Here is a 17,453-nt window from a genome sequence, read left to right on the forward strand (position 1 = left end):
TCGGAGTTTGACAGATGAGCCGTGCCATCCGCTTCCATCGTGTCGGCGGTCCCGATGTCCTTTGCTTCGAGGACATGGTGGTTCCCCCGCCAGGCGCTGGCGAAGTGCGGGTGGACGTGAAGGCGATCGGCCTCAACCGGGCCGATGCCTCGTTCCGGTCGGGAAGATATATCGAGGAACCGAAATTTCCTGCCTCGCTCGGTCTAGAGGCGGCCGGCATCGTTGAGAGCGTCGGAGAGGGCGTGAACGAGTTCGTGTCCGGGCAACTGGTCGGACTGGTGCCGCCCATCTCCATGGCGGAGAGCCCAACCTATGTCGAACGGGCGAATTTCCCGGCGAGGATGCTGGTGGCAAGCCCGCCACAGCTGGACGCAGCTTCCACCGCTGCGCTCTGGATGGCCTATCTCACGGCATATGGTGCGCTCATCGACATCGCGGGAATCGGCCGAGGCGACGCGGTGGCGATCACGGCCGCTTCCAGCAGTGTCGGAATCGCGGCCATCCAGATGGCCAACCTGCTGGGTGCGATCCCGATTGCATTGACACGCACGGGCGCCAAGGCCCGGGCGCTTCGGGAGCTTGGAGCCCGTGAGGTCATCACGACCGACGGCCCGTACGTGGCGGATCGACTCCAGGCGGCTGCGGGGGGGCTGGGGGTGAGGGTCGTCCTGGATGCCGTCGGCGGGCCGCTGATCGGAGAAATTTCGAAGGCGATGTGCTGTCACGGGCAGATCTTCGAATATGGAGGTTTGAGCAGCGAACAGACGCCGTTTCCCCTTGGGCAGGCGCTAGGCCGACAGCTTCTGATGCGCGGATATCTTGTGCACCATGTTACGGCGAATCCCGGCCGTCTCGCGCGGGCGGAGGATTTCATCCGGTCGGGAGTGGAATCCGGCATGCTCCGCCCGGTCATCGACAAAATCTTCCCCTTCGATCGGGTCGTGGACGCGCATCGGTGGCTGGAAGGCGGCCACCAGATCGGAAAGATCGTGCTCCAAGTTTAAGCCGGGCGTCCGCTTTCACCGTCGGCTGATCAAAAGTTGCCGGTCCCCTGTCGACCCGGAAACTGACCGACTGCAACGCGCCCCGTCCCGATCATTCGGCGCGTCTGCGTGCGCTCGATCCGCACGATGGCAGAGCCACATGAATCGGGTGCGCGAACGCATCGACCTGACGCGCCAGAGGCGGCGCTCGGAACACGCCATTGTCATGTTCGTGATCGAGGCTCTCACCGGTGCTGTTGCGCGTATAGATGGCAGCGTGCTTGACGCCGCGCGCGCTCGTCATGTCCTGGATACCGGCCGCCTGATTTCCTCCGGAGTCGAAGTCCGGACAACCGGAAAGAGGGGCGCGATGCGTGTCCCGGGGCATGGTGCGCGCCCGGACAATGCCGGATGGCGGACCCGTATCATATGCTCCATAAGGGCAGGATGGCGCAGGACGAAAAGCTGCAGCGCGCCTGCGCGCTGGTCCGCCAGGCCGTAGGGCTTTGCGACGAGATGAAGCTGCCGCTCCCGGCCAGCTACCTTCATCACGGTCTCGAGCTGCTCGAGGATGTGGCGCAACCGCACCGGATCCACGAATTGCCGCAGGATTTCCGGCCCTCATAGTAGCTGGTGCGTTCGAAAGCTGAAGTAGCTGGTCGGACTAACGATGACGTGGTCGGCGAGATGCAGCTCGACCGCGTGGGCGGCGACGTGGATCCGCCGCGTCATGTCGCGGTCGGCCTGGCTCGGCGTCGGATCGCCCGAGGGATGGTTGTGCACGAGGATCATCGACGTCGCGCCGGCCTCGAGCGCGCGCCGGATCACGTCCGCCACGATCACATACGTCATGTCGGTCTTGCCGCAGCAGAGTTGCTCGTCGCGGATCAGGCGCAGCTTCGCGTCGACCAGCAGAAGGCGTAACTGCTCGTACCGGTCAAATCCGGCCGAGACACGCAAATAGTCGACCAGCGCGGTCGAGCAGGAAAGCACCGGTTGCGCATCGAGTTCCTGGCGGAGCGACCAGATCATCGCCCTGGCGACCGCTCCGAGCAGCGCCACTACCGTATAGTCCCCGCCACTTGCGCGAATGAGTGCGGTCGCCGGCGCGCGCAGAACCCCGCGCAGCGAACCGAAATAATCGATGAGCCGCGTGGCCATCGCCGACGCGTCGAGCCCGCTGATCCCCGACAAGAGCTCGTTCAGGAGTCTTTCGCAACGCTGGCGCCCCGGCGTCGGCGATATCGCCAGATGCCAGTCATCAGCGCGAGCAGTATCGGCCAGCCAGACGCGCCCTCCATCGGGCCATAGGCCAACCTCGACAGGTCCGGGAGCAGCAGCTTCGAGAGGTGGCCGACCGTCGCGACGATCTGGAACGCGCTCGCCCATATCAACCAGCCTCGACCCGAGAGCGTCGCAGCCAGGACAAGGGCGAGCAGCACGGCGCAGTCGATGGCGACGAGCGCGAGCGCAATGGATGCGAATGGGTCGGCATGAGGTTTGAGAACCGCATTGGTGGCGATAAGCGCCAGCAGGAAGAAAAGGGACATCGCACGTTCGGTCCGACCTCCCCACAGGAAGGCGGCGAGGCAGGTCAGCGGCAGCGCGACCCAGAAGCCGTAGACATAGACCAGACCCAGTGGCGACAGCATGCGCCGGCGCAACCACGCCGGCGCCCGGCCGTCAATCAGGCGGCGCTCATCATTTCGAAACGACCGACCGGACATTGCGGACCAAAGCCGAGATCGTCCAGCAAGCCCGCCAGAGCCTGATGCGACTGTCCGAAGCAATTGGCGGCGAGTGTCAGATGATCGGCGCCGCGCGATGCCAGCGCGATGGCATCCGCGCCGAAGTCGGCGGCGGCGCCTGCCTTGTGCGCATTGGCACGTTCGTCGATCATCAGCGCCACGGCGCGGTGCGCCTGCGCGGCGGCAAGCTGGGCCGCGTCCTCGACCGGCAGCAGAGCGGTGCCGACGCTGTTCACGCTGGGAAGCAGGCGGTGTTTCAGGGACATGAAATTCTCCTCGCCCCGGGGGCGAAGAGCCCCGAGGTCATCTGGTGGGTAAGCTGAAGAGTTCGAGCCGAAGCTCGACGACGAGAGCGGCAAGTGCCTGGAAGCCATGGCCGATTGGCTCGGCCGCGCTCAGCACGACGACCATCGCTACGCTCAGGGCGGCGATCTTGAGCAGGACGTGGAGCGACGACGACGCATTGGCAACGGCTCCGATCGATCCGGAACGGACGATCGCGGGCTCGGGCAGATCGGGCGCAAATCGCACCGATGTCTCGCGCACCGCAGCTTCCGTTCGGGCTGGCGGGGGTGGCTCATAGGATGGGTCGAACATCGCGGATTCTGCATCCGGCGCAACGGGCTGTGGTTGAGGTCTCAAAGTTGAGGCAGGCTCGATCAACCCCGCGCGCGCCGCCGCGTGCGCCGCCTCGAAGCGATTATCGACGCCGAAATGGGTGATCGCGTCGCGCATGTACGAGTCGACGGTGTTCTGTGAAAGCGCGAGACGTCTGGCGATCACCTTGGACGACTTGCCCTCGGCGACGAGCGCGAGGCAGTCGAGATGCGTTTTGCCGAATCGCGAGGCCCCCACGGTCGCGTCTCCTTTCGGGTAAAATTAAAGAAGCTCAGGGAGATGAGCAACGCCTGCCCATCGCGCGCGTCGGCCGGAGCCAGGCGAGGGCGTCACGCGGCAACGCTTCTCCCGGACGAGGGCGGTCGAATGTGCCGTCCGATACCCGGGCGCGATCGATCCGACGCGGACGCCGCCACCGGACAGGTCACCGTATGCGACCCCGAGGACGGTCGCAGGGGTCATTCCGTCAGGAACGGGGCGATCGACGAATAGAGCATGATCGCGATCGCGATCGCGATCAGCACGGCGCACCCACCAATGACGATGCGGGACTCGGGCAGAGGATCGTCGGGACGCGGCCAGTCTCTGGGCATGGCCGCGACGCATAGCATCGAATTGCCGCGCGGTGTCTTCGTCATGCGCACGCCCGCTGTCGCACTCTGGCACTTTGACGCCGCGATCCGCCATCGGTCGGCGGAGACGCGTCGGTCGTGCCTGCCGACCCGGATGTCGGGCGCCGGCGGGCCACCAAGATCGGCGAGGAAATAATGGCCTGGTATGCCTTCGGTAACCAGAGCCGGATAAGCGTGGATGGTTCTCCGGCCGGAAGGCGTGGAGGGTGTTGTCTGGGCGGGCGGGACGCGAACTTCGGTATGAGTCTCCATTCGAGGGAATTCGGCGAGCGCGCGCCCCACGTCCCGGGTCACGGCACGATCAGATCCGACTTGCGAAATCCCGCCAGGTGGCGGACGACACTCGAAGCCTCGCTTTCTCTGCCCGGGCGCCTGTCTGTCGTCGCGGTGCTGCTCGTCGCGGGCGCACTCGAGCGTATGGCCTGGAATATGATGCGTACGACATGGAGCGCCGGCGGGGAGGCATTCCTCGTTGCCAATGCCGTTAGCGAGGGACGAGGCTTTGCGGGCGCATATGGAAACCACACGGGTGCGACCGCTCACCTCTTGCCGATAAGTCCCGGCATCGGTGGATCGGTATACTGGCTGTTCGGCTATACGCCGCTGGCCGAAGTGGTGCTGGCGTCGTGGTCGATCGGGCTCGCGCTTGGCAGTTATCTGCTCCTCTACAGGGCGTTCGGCCGTCTGCGCGTACCTGCGACGCCTCGCCTGGTCGCCCTTGCGTTTCTCTGCCTGGCGCCAACCTATGTCGCGCAGGAGGCCGTTGATTTCCGGCTCTGGGAAGGGGGGTTGGCGGCATTTCTGTCGGCGCTGATGCTCGAGCAGGTTCTTGCGTCGGACGATGACCCGGCGCGGCGTTCCCATCGCTTCGCGATCATGGCGACCGCGCCTTTGCTTTTCTTCGTCAACCCGCTGCTCGGCGTCGCGGCATTCCTACTGCTCCTGATGTTGTGGGCCGGGCGGGTTCGCTGGCGTGTCCTGGCCGGCCGCGGCGCCATATCGCTTGCATTGCTGGCAGGGCTGGTGGCCCCTTGGGCGATCCGAAATCAGCAGGTGCTGGGCGAGCCCGTGCTGCTGCGGAGCAATGCCGGGCTCGAGCTCGCGATTGCGCATTACCCGGGCGTGCCGACCCACGGCGATCGATATTCCGCGTTCATGGCGAGACTGCATGCCATCCATCCCCTGCAGAATCGCGACGCCTATGCGAAGTTGGCCGCGCTCGGTGGAGAGGTCGCCTATTCGCGCGCGCTTGGCGAGGAAGCGATGGCGACGATCAGGGCCGATCCGCGGCACGCGAGCGCAGTCGTCTTCGCGCATGTCGGGGACATGATCACACCGGGGACCTGGATATTCAGGCTTTGGGGGATTGAATGGCTGGCCCCCCTCCAGGCAGCCCTGGCCAGCGCGGTCGGCATAACGGGACTCGCGGGACTTTTTGTCGGAGTGGCGACACGAGAGCGGAGATGGCTATTCGTTGCAATACCGGTAGCGGTTCCCATCCTCGCAGTGGCGCCCTTTCAGCCCGTGATGCGCTACACCTACCTCATCTATGCGCCGCTCGCATTTTGCGCCGCGCACGGATTTGTTGTCGCGACGATCGGGTTTCGGAAAACACTGAGGCGCGGACACGCGGCGGCGGAGCCTCGTTCTCGTCCCTCGGACGCGCGTTGAAAGCACTGCCGAACCGGCGCGCGAATTCGGAGCGCGCAAGCCCCGACGAGCAGAAGCTCGCCAGCACCTAGGTTGTCGATCGGGAGCGCTAGAAACAGGCGACGAGTATCCCGCGACGCGGGGCTCTGATCTCGTTAACGCGCTGGTTAGCATCTGTTTTGATGTGTCGAACCATTGTTCGTAATATTGGTCCCCGTACGAGATACTCAGGGGCGGGGCGTTCGGGAAGATCATGCGAGGTGGCAAGAAGATTGGCGTTCTCGCGTTCGCCCGAACCGAAGTCTCCAGGATTTCCCGGACTGGAAGATTTTTCTTCTTCAATGACGCGATGCGAGTGAAGCTTCGGCCCCGCGGCCCCTCGTCGAATTCGATCTGCCGGTGAGAAAGCCGCAATCCGTGCCAACCGATTTCCCGCTCCTGAAGCCGCAGCAGCGACCGTGCCGTGATCGCCAGGCGGATCGACGATTGCGCTGGCTTGCGGCTCTGCCGTGCGCGCTTTTGGTAGCGTGCGGGCCCGTTCGCGAAGCGGCCGATCAAACAGCAACGCATTCTTCGGATGTCCGCCCCGTCCTGCTCAAGTTGGGCGCCCGCAGTCTGGCGGTGCCGCGCAACTGTCTCGATATGCCGATCGGCACCCCTGCGACGGCGGGGGCCGAGATCGTAGAAGAGGCATTGCTCATTGCGATGTTGCTGCCGGATCTCGAATGCCGGACTCCCGAGAACACGGCACATTTCGGTAAGACCGGGGCGACGAAACCCGGCCTGTTCGTATTGATACATTCTGTGAATCCGACACTTGGCGTCGACGGGGCGTTGCGGCGGTCCTATCGGTTCGAGACCGAGGACCATCCCGGCTACATTCCGGGCTCGATCAATCGTGTCGCACCCGACCAGGTGACGCTCCTTCGGAAGAAGTATCTCGCGAACGGTTATCGTCGCGTGGCCGTCGACGTGATCGGCTCTGCTTCCGACGGTACCTTCGTGGTCTGCACGCGATCCGCGGCCGGAGGCGGTGTCAACGGAAGCGATTCGGTGCCGATGTGCAGGCAATATTTCGGTGATGGCGGGCTCTACGTAAAGGCTTCCTACGGCCGGGCCTGGCTCGACCGGCACGAGGCGATCCGAGCCGGGGTCGTCGAAAAGATCAAATCCTTTGCAGGAGCGCAAAATGCCCGGCCGTAGCCTTACGCAAGAGCAAATCAACATCCTGAACGGCCTGAAAGACGACCCGTCCCAATACTACCTCGCTCTCGCAGGCTTTGGCGAAAAATATGGCGCCTTGGCGATGCAGGTCACCAATGATCAGACGATCAGTGGTTCCGTCGCGCGGGCGTTCGCCGAATCCGTCGCTCGCGAGAATGGCATCGCGCTCGAAACGTCGGACTGGGCAGCAGTTTCCAGAGCACTCGCGCTGGCGGACTATGAAGCGCGCCTGCATGCCTACAACCAAGGTTTCGCCTCGCTGGATTTGCCAGCGGCCGATATCCGCGACTACCACGTAGAGGTATTCGCGGAGTTCAATCTGCCTCCGGAAGCCTGGACCGCGTTCATCCCGTTGCAGTTGGCCGGGGATGCCGGTCGCGATGCGCTCTGGGAGGAGATGAAGACTACTGGCTGGCTGTATCAGGCGGCAGGTGGCGGAATGATCGCGCTCCAGACCGCGTTGGTCGGCCAGTCCGCGCAGAGTATCGCGACCTATATCGGGAGCTATGCGATCGGCGGGTTGTCGTTCGCCCTTTTGAGCGCGATCGTCGATTGGCAAACCGGGAGCGATCCAGCCGATTTCTGGATGCGACATATGGTGCTGTCCGGCTCCGCCGTCGCGGGCTTTGTCGGCAACAACGTCGATCCAATATCCTATGATCTCGCTGATGGCGGCAAGTTCATCGGGGGAAGAGGCCTTCCCTCCTTCCCGACAAGCATAGACTGGTTCACCAAGGGCAGTCCGGATGATCACCTCGTCGGTACCTCGCACAACGACCAGTTGCTCGGTTATGGTGGCAATGACATTCTCGAGGGCGGTACCGGTAATGATCTCTTGAGCGGCGGCTCGGGAGCCGACACACTTGTCGGCGGCGCCGGGGACGACGTGCTCGTCGGAGGCGATCAGGGGCCGACGGGCTTTTTCGGTGCCGGAACGGATACCGCCGACTATTCCGCTGCCGTCGGCGGGATCAAACTCACGATCGGCGGAAATAAGTCACTTGGTGAGATCCCCACGATTGCGGTGACCGATGACGGGTCGGGCGGGCATGACTTGCTCGTCGCGGTCGAGCGCGTGGTCGGAAGCCTGAACTCGGACACACTTACAATCAACGATCTCCATGCGCCGGAAATCGACAATAGCGCCTTCTCGTTCAACAGGTTCGACAGGATCGATTTCCTCACCGCGGGCTCGCCGTCGCAGAATGATGACCTCATCGATCTCTCGGGCGCCGGGCGAGTGGTCCAGAATTATTTCCTCGGGGCTCCGACCGGCACTGGAACTGCGGGTGTGCGTGTCGACCTGCGCGACACGTCCGACCAGATCATCCAGCAGCGCACAAACTGGGGGCCGCCGCCGTTGTTGGGATGGCTTGTGGGAGACCGCTACTCGACGTCGCAGACTCTTCTCAGAACCGCGAATGCCAACACGGTCATAGGAACCCAGTATGACGATATCTTGATCGGGTCGCGGGGCAAGCTGGTCAAGGACGAATCCGGTAACGTGCTTCCCGGGGAAGGATATTCGACCCTGAAGGGTGGGGCGGGCAACGACTTCCTTGCGAGCGCGGGTTGGGAGTCTCACCTTTTCGGTGGCAGTGGCGACGATACTTTCAGCTTGGGAGCAGGGGCCTGGGTGGAGGACGCCAGCGCTGGCGACGGCATCACTTTCGGTATCCCGCTGTTCGGAGGCGTGAGAACGTGGTGGATGGAGGGCAACATTGCCTATTGGGCGGCATTCGCTTCGATCACCACGGCCTTTCCAGTCATTGGCGCCGAGCTACTCTACACCGCTTCGTTCTTCATGGACCAGTGGAGCATGAAGTTCGCGCGCTACAAGCTGGACGACCAGGGAAATCTCTTGATCGATCTCTGGGGGCAAACCGCCCCGGCTGTCATTCGGGATTATCATCTCGATCTCGACACTGGCGAAGCTACCGGCGGTGTGGTCGTATTCGCCTCGACCGCCTACAGTGACCAGCAGCCCGCAGGGCATTCCCGGGAGGGTTTCCTCAACTACATCAACCTCGCACTGAAGGCCGGTTTCGGGGTCGGTTTCGGGAACATGGATCCGCTCGTCCTCGATCTCGACGGGGACGGTTACGAACTGTCGACCGAGCAGAATGGAACGACCTATTTCGAGTTCGACGGCGACGGGTTCGCCGAGCACACCGGCTGGATCAAAGGCGGCGACGGCTTCCTCGTTCGGGACGTCAACGCCAATGGAACCATCGACTCGATCGCCGAGTTGTTCGGCGCTCCCGGCACCTCGGGATTTACTGCACTCGCGGCACTGGACTCGAATGGCGACGGAAAGATCGATGCCGCCGATGCCGGCTTCGCGTCGCTTCAGGTCTGGCGCGATGCGAACATGGACGGGATTAGCCAGGCCAGCGAGCTGAGTTCGCTCACGGATCTCGGCATCGTTTCGATTAATCTGGCGGCGACGACTCCCTCCCAGCCGACAACGGTCGGCGACAATCAGATCGTGCGGGAGGGCAGCTTTACCCGGGCTGATGGTTCGACGGGCCAGATCGCCGACGTCGCGCTTGCCATTAACGAGAGCAACACGCGGTATCTCGGCGACACGACGGTTTCTGCAGCGGCGGCGGCGCTACCCGAGCTCACCGGCTTCGGCAATGTTCGCAACTTGCGTGTCGCGGCGACGCAGGACGCCGGGTTGTTCGCCATGGTCAGCGATTTCGCCGCAATGACGACGAATGATCTGGGTGCCCTGAAGGCGGCGGCGGAGGCGATCCTGTATCGCTGGGCGGGCGTCGACACCGTGCCGGCAGCTGCGCTTGGAACGAACGGGTTCGACGAGCGCAAGCTGGCCTTCCTCGAGATGTTCAGCGGCTATCAACTCACGCCGCGCGAGGACGGCGTGATCGCGCTCGAGAACATCGAGGAACTGGAGGCGACCTGGGCCGACCAGCTCGAGGGTCTTACTCTGCGGCTCGTCGTGCAAGGCCCGCTCTCCGACGAGTTCACTACGATCCACTACGACGTCGTGCGCGACATGATGATCGCCAATAACGCGACTGCGCTGGCGGACCTGCTCCACACCCGGCTCGAAGCGCTCCCGGCGGACGCGGGCGCGGCGCAGGCGGAGTGGAGTGCCTGGGCGCCACTGCTCGGCGCCTTGTCCGAAGGCATGATCCGCAGCGATGCGAACGAAGTGCGCGCCGATTATCTATTTGCCCAATTGGTGCGGGCGATGGACGGTGTCGATCAGCCGCTGTCGCTGGCGCAACTCGCAGCGGGTCTCGGCATCGCCAACGTGCGGACCGGAAACGGAGCGGACGAAACACTGTCCCGCGGCGCCGCCGAGGGCACTGCCGTGTATTTCGGCGGGGGCGGCACGGACCTGCTCGTCGGCGGAGGCGGACAGGACGTCTACGTCTTCGGCCGCGCGATTGGGCATGCCACGATCAACGACATCGAACCCAATCCCGCCGGCGACCGGATACGCTTCGCATTTCTGAATCCGGGTGAAGTGAGCCTGGCACGGGACGGAAACGACCTGCTCGTTACGGTCAAGGCGACGGCCGAGACCGTGCGGGTCGTCGGCCAGTTCGCGCCGGTCGTGCCGCTCGGGTCGGACGTGCTGCTCAGTTCGAACAAGGGCGTCGAGGACATTCAGTTCGCCGACGGAACGATCTTCGAGATGCCCGAGATCATGGCGGCGGTTGGCGAAGGGACCGCCGGCGTCGACCATATGATCGGCACCATGCATACCGACGTCCTTGTCGGCCGCGCCTCGAACGACATTCTCGAGGGCGGCGACGATGCCGACATGTACGTCTTCAACCGCGGCGACGGCGCGGACACGATCATCGATCAGCAGACCACGCCTCTGCTGCGCGGCGCGGACCTGATCGTCTTCGGCGACGATATTGCACCGGAGGATCTCATCCTCTCGCGTGCGGGCGCCAATGGCGAGAATCTCTCGATCGAAATAGCTGGCGGCGGAGGCAGCGTCCTCGTCCAGAATCAGTTCGCCTACACCTCGCTCGGCTACAACGCCGCTCTCGCGCCAAACTCACGCGTCGAGATGATCGCATTCCGCCATTATGGCGAAGCCTGGACCAACATCGACATCCAGCAACGGCTGATCGAGGATGGAACGACCTCCGGGGACGACACGGTCCGGGGCTTCGGGGACAATGACCGTTTCGCGATGTCGCAGGGCAACGATCTGCTCATCGGCATGGACGGCGCCGACACCTATGCCTGGGGGAAAGGTGCCGGCAACGACGTCATCGACGAAGGTGCGATCTATATCGACGTCGCCGTGGGGCTTGGCGGCCTGAGCCTGACCCTGCGCGCCGACGCGGTACAGTTCGGCCCCGATATCGCGCTGGAAGACCTGGTGTTCTCGCGTCCGGGCGCGGCTCCGGATCTGGTGATCACCAATCTCTCTTCGGGGGAGACCCTGACGGTCCGGGATCAGTTCGCCGGCTTCCAGACCGGCGTGCTCGGCGCCCAGTGGTTCGATCGCATCGAGTGGTTCGAATTCGCGGACGGATCCCGGATCTCCTGGCAGGACGTGCTTCTTCGCATCACTACGGGCGGTGCTGGCGCGGACCGGCTCTGGGGCGACATATTGTCCGACACGCTGCAGGGCGGAGCGGGCAACGACATTTTGAGCGGTCTAGGCGGCGGCGATATCTATCGCTTCAATGCCGGCGACGGCCACGACACGCTGCTCGACGATAATCGTACCCTGCTCGGAGACGGGTTCGTCACCATCGACGCGGCGCCCGACATTTTGTCGTTCGGCCCCGGGATCGTCGAAGCCGACCTGACCTTCGCGCGCAACGGCGCGGATATCGAGCTCGTGGTTGGAACCTCGGGTGACCGGGTGACGCTTTCGGGCCAGGATTCCTATTTTCACACGGCGGTGTTCGGTGCGCTTTCCTATGACCGCATCGAGGAACTGCGGTTCGCCGATGGCGCGTCCTGGACGTGGCAGCAGCTCAACCAGAAGGTGATCGCGGCGTCGACGACCGCCGCCAACGACATTACCGTCGGCTTCACGCTCGAGGACCGGTTCGAGGCAAGCGCGGGCGACGACGTCCTGCGCGGCGGCGACAGCGCGGACACCTATGTTTTCGGCATCGGCTCGGGGCATGACCGGATCGAGGAAAGCGTGACCAATGTCCTGTTCGGCGACGAGGACACGGTCGTGTTCGGTCCGGACGTGGTCGCCCAGGACGTCAATGTGACCCGTGAGGGCAGCGACCTCGTCCTCAGGCTTGCCTCCGGGGATACGCTTCGCGTGGCCGGCGAATTCGCCTTCCAGACGCTGTGGAGCTGGACCGATGTGGAACGTTTCGTCTTCGCCGACGGCACGGTGTGGACCAAGGAAGATGTGCAGGCCCGGCTTCTACAGTCGACCGGCGGCAACGATCATCTCATCGGCTTCCACCTGGGCGACGAGCTCGCCGGCGGGGCCGGCAATGACCTGCTAGAGGGCGCCGATGGCGGGGACAGCTATCTGTACGGGCGAGGCGACGGCAACGACGTCATCAGGGAAAGCGTCACCGAGGCCAATCTCGGCGACTTCGATCGCGTCGTCTTCGGCGCCTCGCTGCGCCCGGAAGACCTGAACGTTACGCGCGACGCGAACGACCTGATCATCACCGTCATCGACACGGGCGAGCAGCTTCGCATCGAAGGGCAGTTCGCCTTTTCGAACTGGTTTGCCTGGAGCGACATCGAACAATTCGAATTCGCGGACGGTACGATCTGGACCGACGTGCAGGTTGCCGCCCGACTGACTGGCGGAACCGCGGGCAATGATCATATCATCGGCACCTTCCGTACCGACGTGATCCGCGGCGCCGCCGGTGACGATCTTCTGGAGGGCGGCGATGGCTCGGACATCTACGTTTTCGACCTCGGCGACGGTAACGACGAGATTCGCGAGGGGCTGACCACCGCCAATCTCGGTGAAGACGATGAGCTTCGCTTCGGCGCGGGAATCACGCTCGCCGATCTGGGGTTCGCACGCCAGGGCAACGACCTTCTGATCACCGTCGGCGCTGCCGGCGACAGCATTCTGCTGAAGGGCGAGTTCAACAATTCGTCGTGGTTCAGCTGGAACGACGTCGAGCGCTTCACCTTTGCAGATGGCGGCGCGGTAACGCGCCAGCAGATCCAGCAGGTGTTGCTCGGCGGCACCGCCCAGGCCGACCACCTCGTCGGCTTCTTCGACGCAAATTTGCTCGACGGCGGCGCGGGCGACGACATTCTCGAAGGCGGCGACGGGGAAGACACCTATATATTTGGTCGCGGCTACGGCCATGACCTCGTGCGCGAGATCAAGACGGACGGCAACCTGTCCGATTATGACACCGTCCAGCTCGCGGACGACATTCTTCCCGAGCACGTGACTATCAAGCGCGAAGGCGACGACCTGATCATCCGCCTCGACAGCGGCGACACGCTGCGCGTCGAATCCCATTTCAGCTATGGATATAACGAGCCGCTGACCTTCCTCGACATCGATCGCATTTGCTTCGCGAACGGCGTCGAGTGGTCAAAGGACGACATCCTGCTAAAAGCACTGCAGGGGACGCCCGGAGACGATATGCTGGGCGGCGGTCCCCAGACCGACATCCTGGATGGCGGGGCGGGAGATGACTTGCTGCGCGGTGAGGAGGGCAGCGACGAATATGTCTGGGGCGTTGGCTATGGCCATGACACGATCCAGGAGCGCTTTGGCCTGGTTCTGCGTCCCGAGTTCGACCGGCTGACGATCCACGACGTTCTGCCCGAGGACCTGCTCGTTTCGCGTGCCGGGACGGACATGGTCCTCACGCTGGTCTCGGGCGAAACGCTGACCGTCAAGGGCCAGCTCGAGGATCTCGGCTATACCGACATCGAGGAGATACTGTTCGACAACGGCACCGTCTGGTCACAGGCGGACATGCGGGCCCGGATCCTGCTGCAGGAAGCCACCAACGGCGCGGATACCATCAACGGATTCTCCACCGACGACGTCCTCGTCGGGGCCGCGGGCAACGACAGCCTGTCGGGTGGCGACGGGAACGACCTGCTCGAGGGCGGTGCGGGGGACGACCGGCTGATGGGAGGCATCGGCGACGACACCTATCGTTTCGCCCGCGGTGACGGACATGACGTTATCGACGACTATTTCCCGGGCCGCGATTCGGGCCACGATATCCTCGAGTTCGCGCCCGCCATCGCTGCATCCGACGTATCCGTGTCGCGCGACGGCTACGACCTCGTGCTGACGATAAACGGCGGGGACAGCGTTCGCCTCTACTTCGCAGCACTCGACGTCGGCACGGTTTCCAATGAAATCGAGGAGGTACGCTTCTCCGACGGGACCGTCTGGACTTCGGCGGACCTGCGCGGATGGGCTTCTGCGGGCAGCGCCGGCAACGACGATATTCTGGGAAGCTCGATCGGAGAAACGCTTTCGGGGCTCAGCGGAAACGACACGATCGGGGGGCGCGGGGGGAATGACATCCTCATCGGCGGCGCCGGCGACGACGTCCTTTCCGGCGATGGCGGCGACGACGTCTATCGCTACGCGGCCGGCGACGGCAACGACGTCATCAACGACAACATCACCGGCTCGGGTGGCCAGCTCGGTTTCGACACGCTGGAGCTCGGCGCGGGAATCCTCACATCGGACCTGAATGTCACGATCGAGCCCAATCTCCGGGACTTCCGGATCACCTTCAAGAACGTCGCGGGCTCGATCCTGCTGACGTCGAGCTATTCGCAAGGTTCGGGGGCGATCGAAAAGCTGCTGTTCGCCGATGGTACGCAGTGGCTTTACGGCGACCTGGTGATGCGCGCGAGCGGCGCGACTCCAGGTGACGACGTGCTATACGGCAGCAGCGCCGGCGAGGTCCTGAACGGCGGAGGCGGCAACGACACGCTCGACGGCAGGGGCGGAAACGACACGCTGGCGGGAGGCATCGGAAACGACACGCTCTATGGCGGCAGCGGCGACGACCGATATCTCTTCAACCCCGGCGACGGCCAGGACACGATCAACGAATATGATCGCGAGGGCGCCGGCTTCGACCGGCTTGTTCTCGGATCCGGAATTCTTTCATCGGATATCCAGGTGTCGCAGGCGAACAATGGCAATGACATCGTCCTCAAGATCGCCGGCACGTCCGATCAGATCACGATGCGCAACGCGAACTACTGGTCGGCGGGTTTCCGGATCGACCAGATCGATTTCTCCGACGGCACGAGCTGGAGCTTCCGGCAACTCTTTGATCGCGCCGCGGCGGGCACCTCGGCGAACGACACGATCCATGGGAGCCTCGACGCCGAAAGCCTTACGGGGGCGGCTGGTAACGACTGGATCGATGGTCGCGCCGGTGCCGACATCATCGCTGGCGGAACGGGCGACGACACGATCTATGGCGGCAGCGGGGATGATCGCTACCTCTTCAATCTCGGCGACGGGCAGGACATTCTCGACGAGTATGACCGCGAAGGGGCGGGCTTCGACCGGCTGGTATTCGGCGACGGCATCCTGCCTTCGGACATCCAGGTGTCGCAGGCGAACAACGGCAACGACATCGTGCTGAAGATCGCCGGAACGAGCGATCAGGTGACGATGCGCAACGCGAACTACTGGTCGGCGCAGTTCCGCATCGACCAGATCGATTTCGCCAACGGCACGAGCTGGAGCTTCGCGGATTTGTTCGCTCGCGCGACGGCCGGCACTCCCGGTAACGACACGATCCATGGCAGCATCGAAGCCCAGGCGCTGTCCGGCGCCGGCGGGAACGACTGGATCGACGGTCGCTCGGGCAACGACGTGATCACCGGCGGTGCCGGCGACGACACGATCTATGGCGGCGGCGGAGACGACCGCTATATGTTCAGTCTCGGTGACGGTCAGGACGTCATCAACGAATATGATCGTGAAGGCTCGGGATTCGACCGGCTCGTATTCGGGGCCGGCATATCGCAGGCCGACGTCCGAGTCTTGCAGGCGAACAATGGCAACGACATCGTCCTCAGGATCGCCGGCACGTCCGACCAGCTGACGATGCGGAACGCGAACTATTGGTCGGCGGATTTCCGGATCGATCAGGTCGATTTCGCCGATGGGACGAGCTGGAGCTTCGCCGATCTGTTCGGCAGGGCAATGGCAGGCACCTCCGGCAACGACACCATCCATGGCGGCATCGGCGCACAAACGATCACCGCAGCTGCCGGCGACGATTGGGTCGATGGCCGTTCCGGGGACGACATTCTCATCGGCGGCACCGGCGCCGACTATCTCTCCGGCGGCGCAGGGAACGACGTCTACCGCTTCGCGCGCGGCGACGGTGTCGATTCGATCCGCGAATATATCAATTGGGACAGCGGCTGGGGCGGTACCGACGCAGTCGAGTTCGCTTCCGGTATTTCCGCTTCCGATGTGACCGTCGGCAAGGCGAATTCGGGCAATGACTATGTCTTCTACGTCGACGGGGGGGCTGACCGGGTAACTGTCGTCGGGGGAGTGACCGGCGGCTCGGATCAGGCGGTTGAGGAAGTCCGTTTCGCCGACGGCGCCGTCTGGAATCTCGCGAGCATCGCCGCACGTGTCGTCGGAGTCTCGAACGCCAATGACGTGCTGAACGGGTCGGCAAATGCGGATACCCTGCGAGGCCTGCAGGGCGATGACACGATCAACGGTCTTGCCGGAAACGACTCCGTGCGTGGCGATGCCGGCAACGACACGCTTGCGGGTCAGGACGGCGACGATGTGCTGGATGGAGGCGCAGGCAACGACATTTTGTCGGGAGGGTTGGGAACGGATCAGCTATGGGGAGGCGCCGGAGCCGATCGCTTCGTTTTCGCAAGCGGCGATTTCGGGCCGGGCGCCGCCCCGGACAAGATCAATGATTTCAGCCATGGCGAAGGGGACATCATCGATTTCTCCGCGATCCCCGGGAGCCACTTCATCGGGACCGGCGCCTTCACCAATGTCGCCGGGGAGCTTCGCTACGAGCAGTCCAACGACAATACGGTCCTGCTCGGCGACCTGGACGGGGACGGGTTGGCCGACTTCTCGATTCTGCTGACGGGGAACGTGATGCTGCAGGTGTCCGACTTCGGCTTCTAGGATTGGACGACCAGCCGGCCGAGAGAAGGGGCGGGCGCCACGCCTGTCCCATGCTCCTGTCGAAGAATGGTATCGTTTCGCCCTGGAAGGCGCGCGAACGGTAAAATGGCGCCGATGCCCCGACTCCGGGTTGCGTCGTCGTGCGCCAATGCCCCGAGGATGGCGTGCACCTGTCCGTGGCATGGGCGCCCCGCGCGGCCTACGATCCAGGCCGCATAGGTGTAACCGTCATCGAGCGGCAGAAACGCGTGTGGCGTGGCGGCGAGCGCGTGCAATACGCGCGCCGGCCGCAGCCGTGCCCCAGGTCCAAGCTAAGTGCGCAGCGGACCACGACACGCGCGAACCCGTGGCTGCCTGCCAGCCGCAATGTGCGCACAACCAGCCCGCGCTCCGGTATGCATCGCGCGCGAGGCGCCGAACACTGCGTCGACGGGCACCGGCCAAAGTTCACGCAAACTAAACGGTGCCCCTTTAGCCAGGC

At 63.9% G+C, this 17,453-nt stretch carries 11 protein-coding genes; 5 read left to right on the forward strand and 6 right to left on the reverse strand.

What is annotated here, in order from left to right; genetic code table 11:
• The first annotated feature begins 14 nt into the window (after positions 1-14).
• Positions 15-1,004: a zinc-dependent alcohol dehydrogenase family protein gene (locus tag E5A74_RS18915; RefSeq protein WP_135987195.1), complete on the forward strand. Its 990-nt coding sequence runs from the start codon at positions 15-17 to the stop codon at positions 1,002-1,004.
• 91 nt (positions 1,005-1,095) lie between these two features.
• Here the strand turns inward: E5A74_RS18915 and E5A74_RS18920 are convergent, their stop codons facing one another.
• The gene (locus E5A74_RS18920) at positions 1,096-1,371 is read right to left on the reverse strand and encodes a hypothetical protein (RefSeq protein WP_135987196.1); all 276 of its coding nucleotides are present in this window, start codon (positions 1,369-1,371) and stop codon (positions 1,096-1,098) included.
• A 23-nt stretch (positions 1,372-1,394) separates the two neighbouring features.
• Here E5A74_RS18920 and E5A74_RS18925 point away from each other — a divergent pair, with 23 nt between their 5' ends.
• Positions 1,395-1,610, forward strand: a complete 216-nt coding sequence (locus E5A74_RS18925; protein ID WP_166745737.1) for a hypothetical protein — start codon at positions 1,395-1,397, stop codon at positions 1,608-1,610.
• Here the strand turns inward: E5A74_RS18925 and E5A74_RS18930 are convergent.
• From E5A74_RS18930 to E5A74_RS18945, 5 genes are all read right to left on the reverse strand, one after another.
• The gene (locus E5A74_RS18930; protein ID WP_166745736.1) at positions 1,605-2,144 is read right to left on the reverse strand and encodes a JAB domain-containing protein; all 540 of its coding nucleotides are present in this window, start codon (positions 2,142-2,144) and stop codon (positions 1,605-1,607) included. The genes E5A74_RS18925 and E5A74_RS18930 overlap by 6 nt on opposite strands.
• Positions 2,145-2,185: 41 nt before the next feature.
• Positions 2,186-2,635, reverse strand: a complete 450-nt coding sequence (locus E5A74_RS21020) for a hypothetical protein (protein ID WP_166745735.1) — start codon at positions 2,633-2,635, stop codon at positions 2,186-2,188.
• Between the two features lie 35 nt (positions 2,636-2,670).
• Complete coding sequence (locus tag E5A74_RS18935) at positions 2,671-2,997, reverse strand: hypothetical protein (RefSeq protein ID WP_135987199.1); 327 nt, start codon at positions 2,995-2,997, stop codon at positions 2,671-2,673.
• Positions 2,998-3,034: 37 nt separating this feature from the next.
• Positions 3,035-3,586 (reverse strand): helix-turn-helix domain-containing protein, encoded by a 552-nt coding sequence (locus E5A74_RS18940; RefSeq protein ID WP_135987200.1) that lies wholly within the window; start codon positions 3,584-3,586, stop codon positions 3,035-3,037.
• Between the two features lie 221 nt (positions 3,587-3,807).
• Entirely contained in the window at positions 3,808-4,233 is a 426-nt protein-coding gene (locus E5A74_RS18945) for a hypothetical protein (protein WP_135987201.1), read from the reverse strand.
• Between the two features lie 135 nt (positions 4,234-4,368).
• Here E5A74_RS18945 and E5A74_RS18950 point away from each other — a divergent pair, with 135 nt between their 5' ends.
• The 3 genes from E5A74_RS18950 (at position 4,369) to E5A74_RS21025 (ending at position 16,972) form a co-directional block, all read left to right on the forward strand.
• On the forward strand, positions 4,369-5,652 hold the full coding sequence (locus E5A74_RS18950) for a hypothetical protein (RefSeq protein WP_166745733.1): 1,284 nt from the start codon (positions 4,369-4,371) through the stop codon (positions 5,650-5,652).
• 396 nt (positions 5,653-6,048) lie between these two features.
• Positions 6,049-6,834, forward strand: coding sequence for a hypothetical protein (locus E5A74_RS18955; protein ID WP_135987203.1), 786 nt, complete (start codon positions 6,049-6,051; stop codon positions 6,832-6,834).
• Positions 6,821-16,972 carry a calcium-binding protein gene (locus E5A74_RS21025; protein WP_166745732.1) on the forward strand — a complete coding sequence of 3,384 codons (10,152 nt, stop codon included), beginning with the start codon at positions 6,821-6,823 and terminating at the stop codon, positions 16,970-16,972. Before E5A74_RS18955 ends, E5A74_RS21025 begins: the two co-directional genes overlap by 14 nt.
• Positions 16,973-17,453: the final 481 nt, after the last annotated feature.

The sequence above is a fragment of the Sphingomonas naasensis genome (assembly GCF_004792695.1).
GTDB classification, from domain to species: Bacteria; Pseudomonadota; Alphaproteobacteria; order Sphingomonadales; family Sphingomonadaceae; genus Sphingomonas; species Sphingomonas naasensis.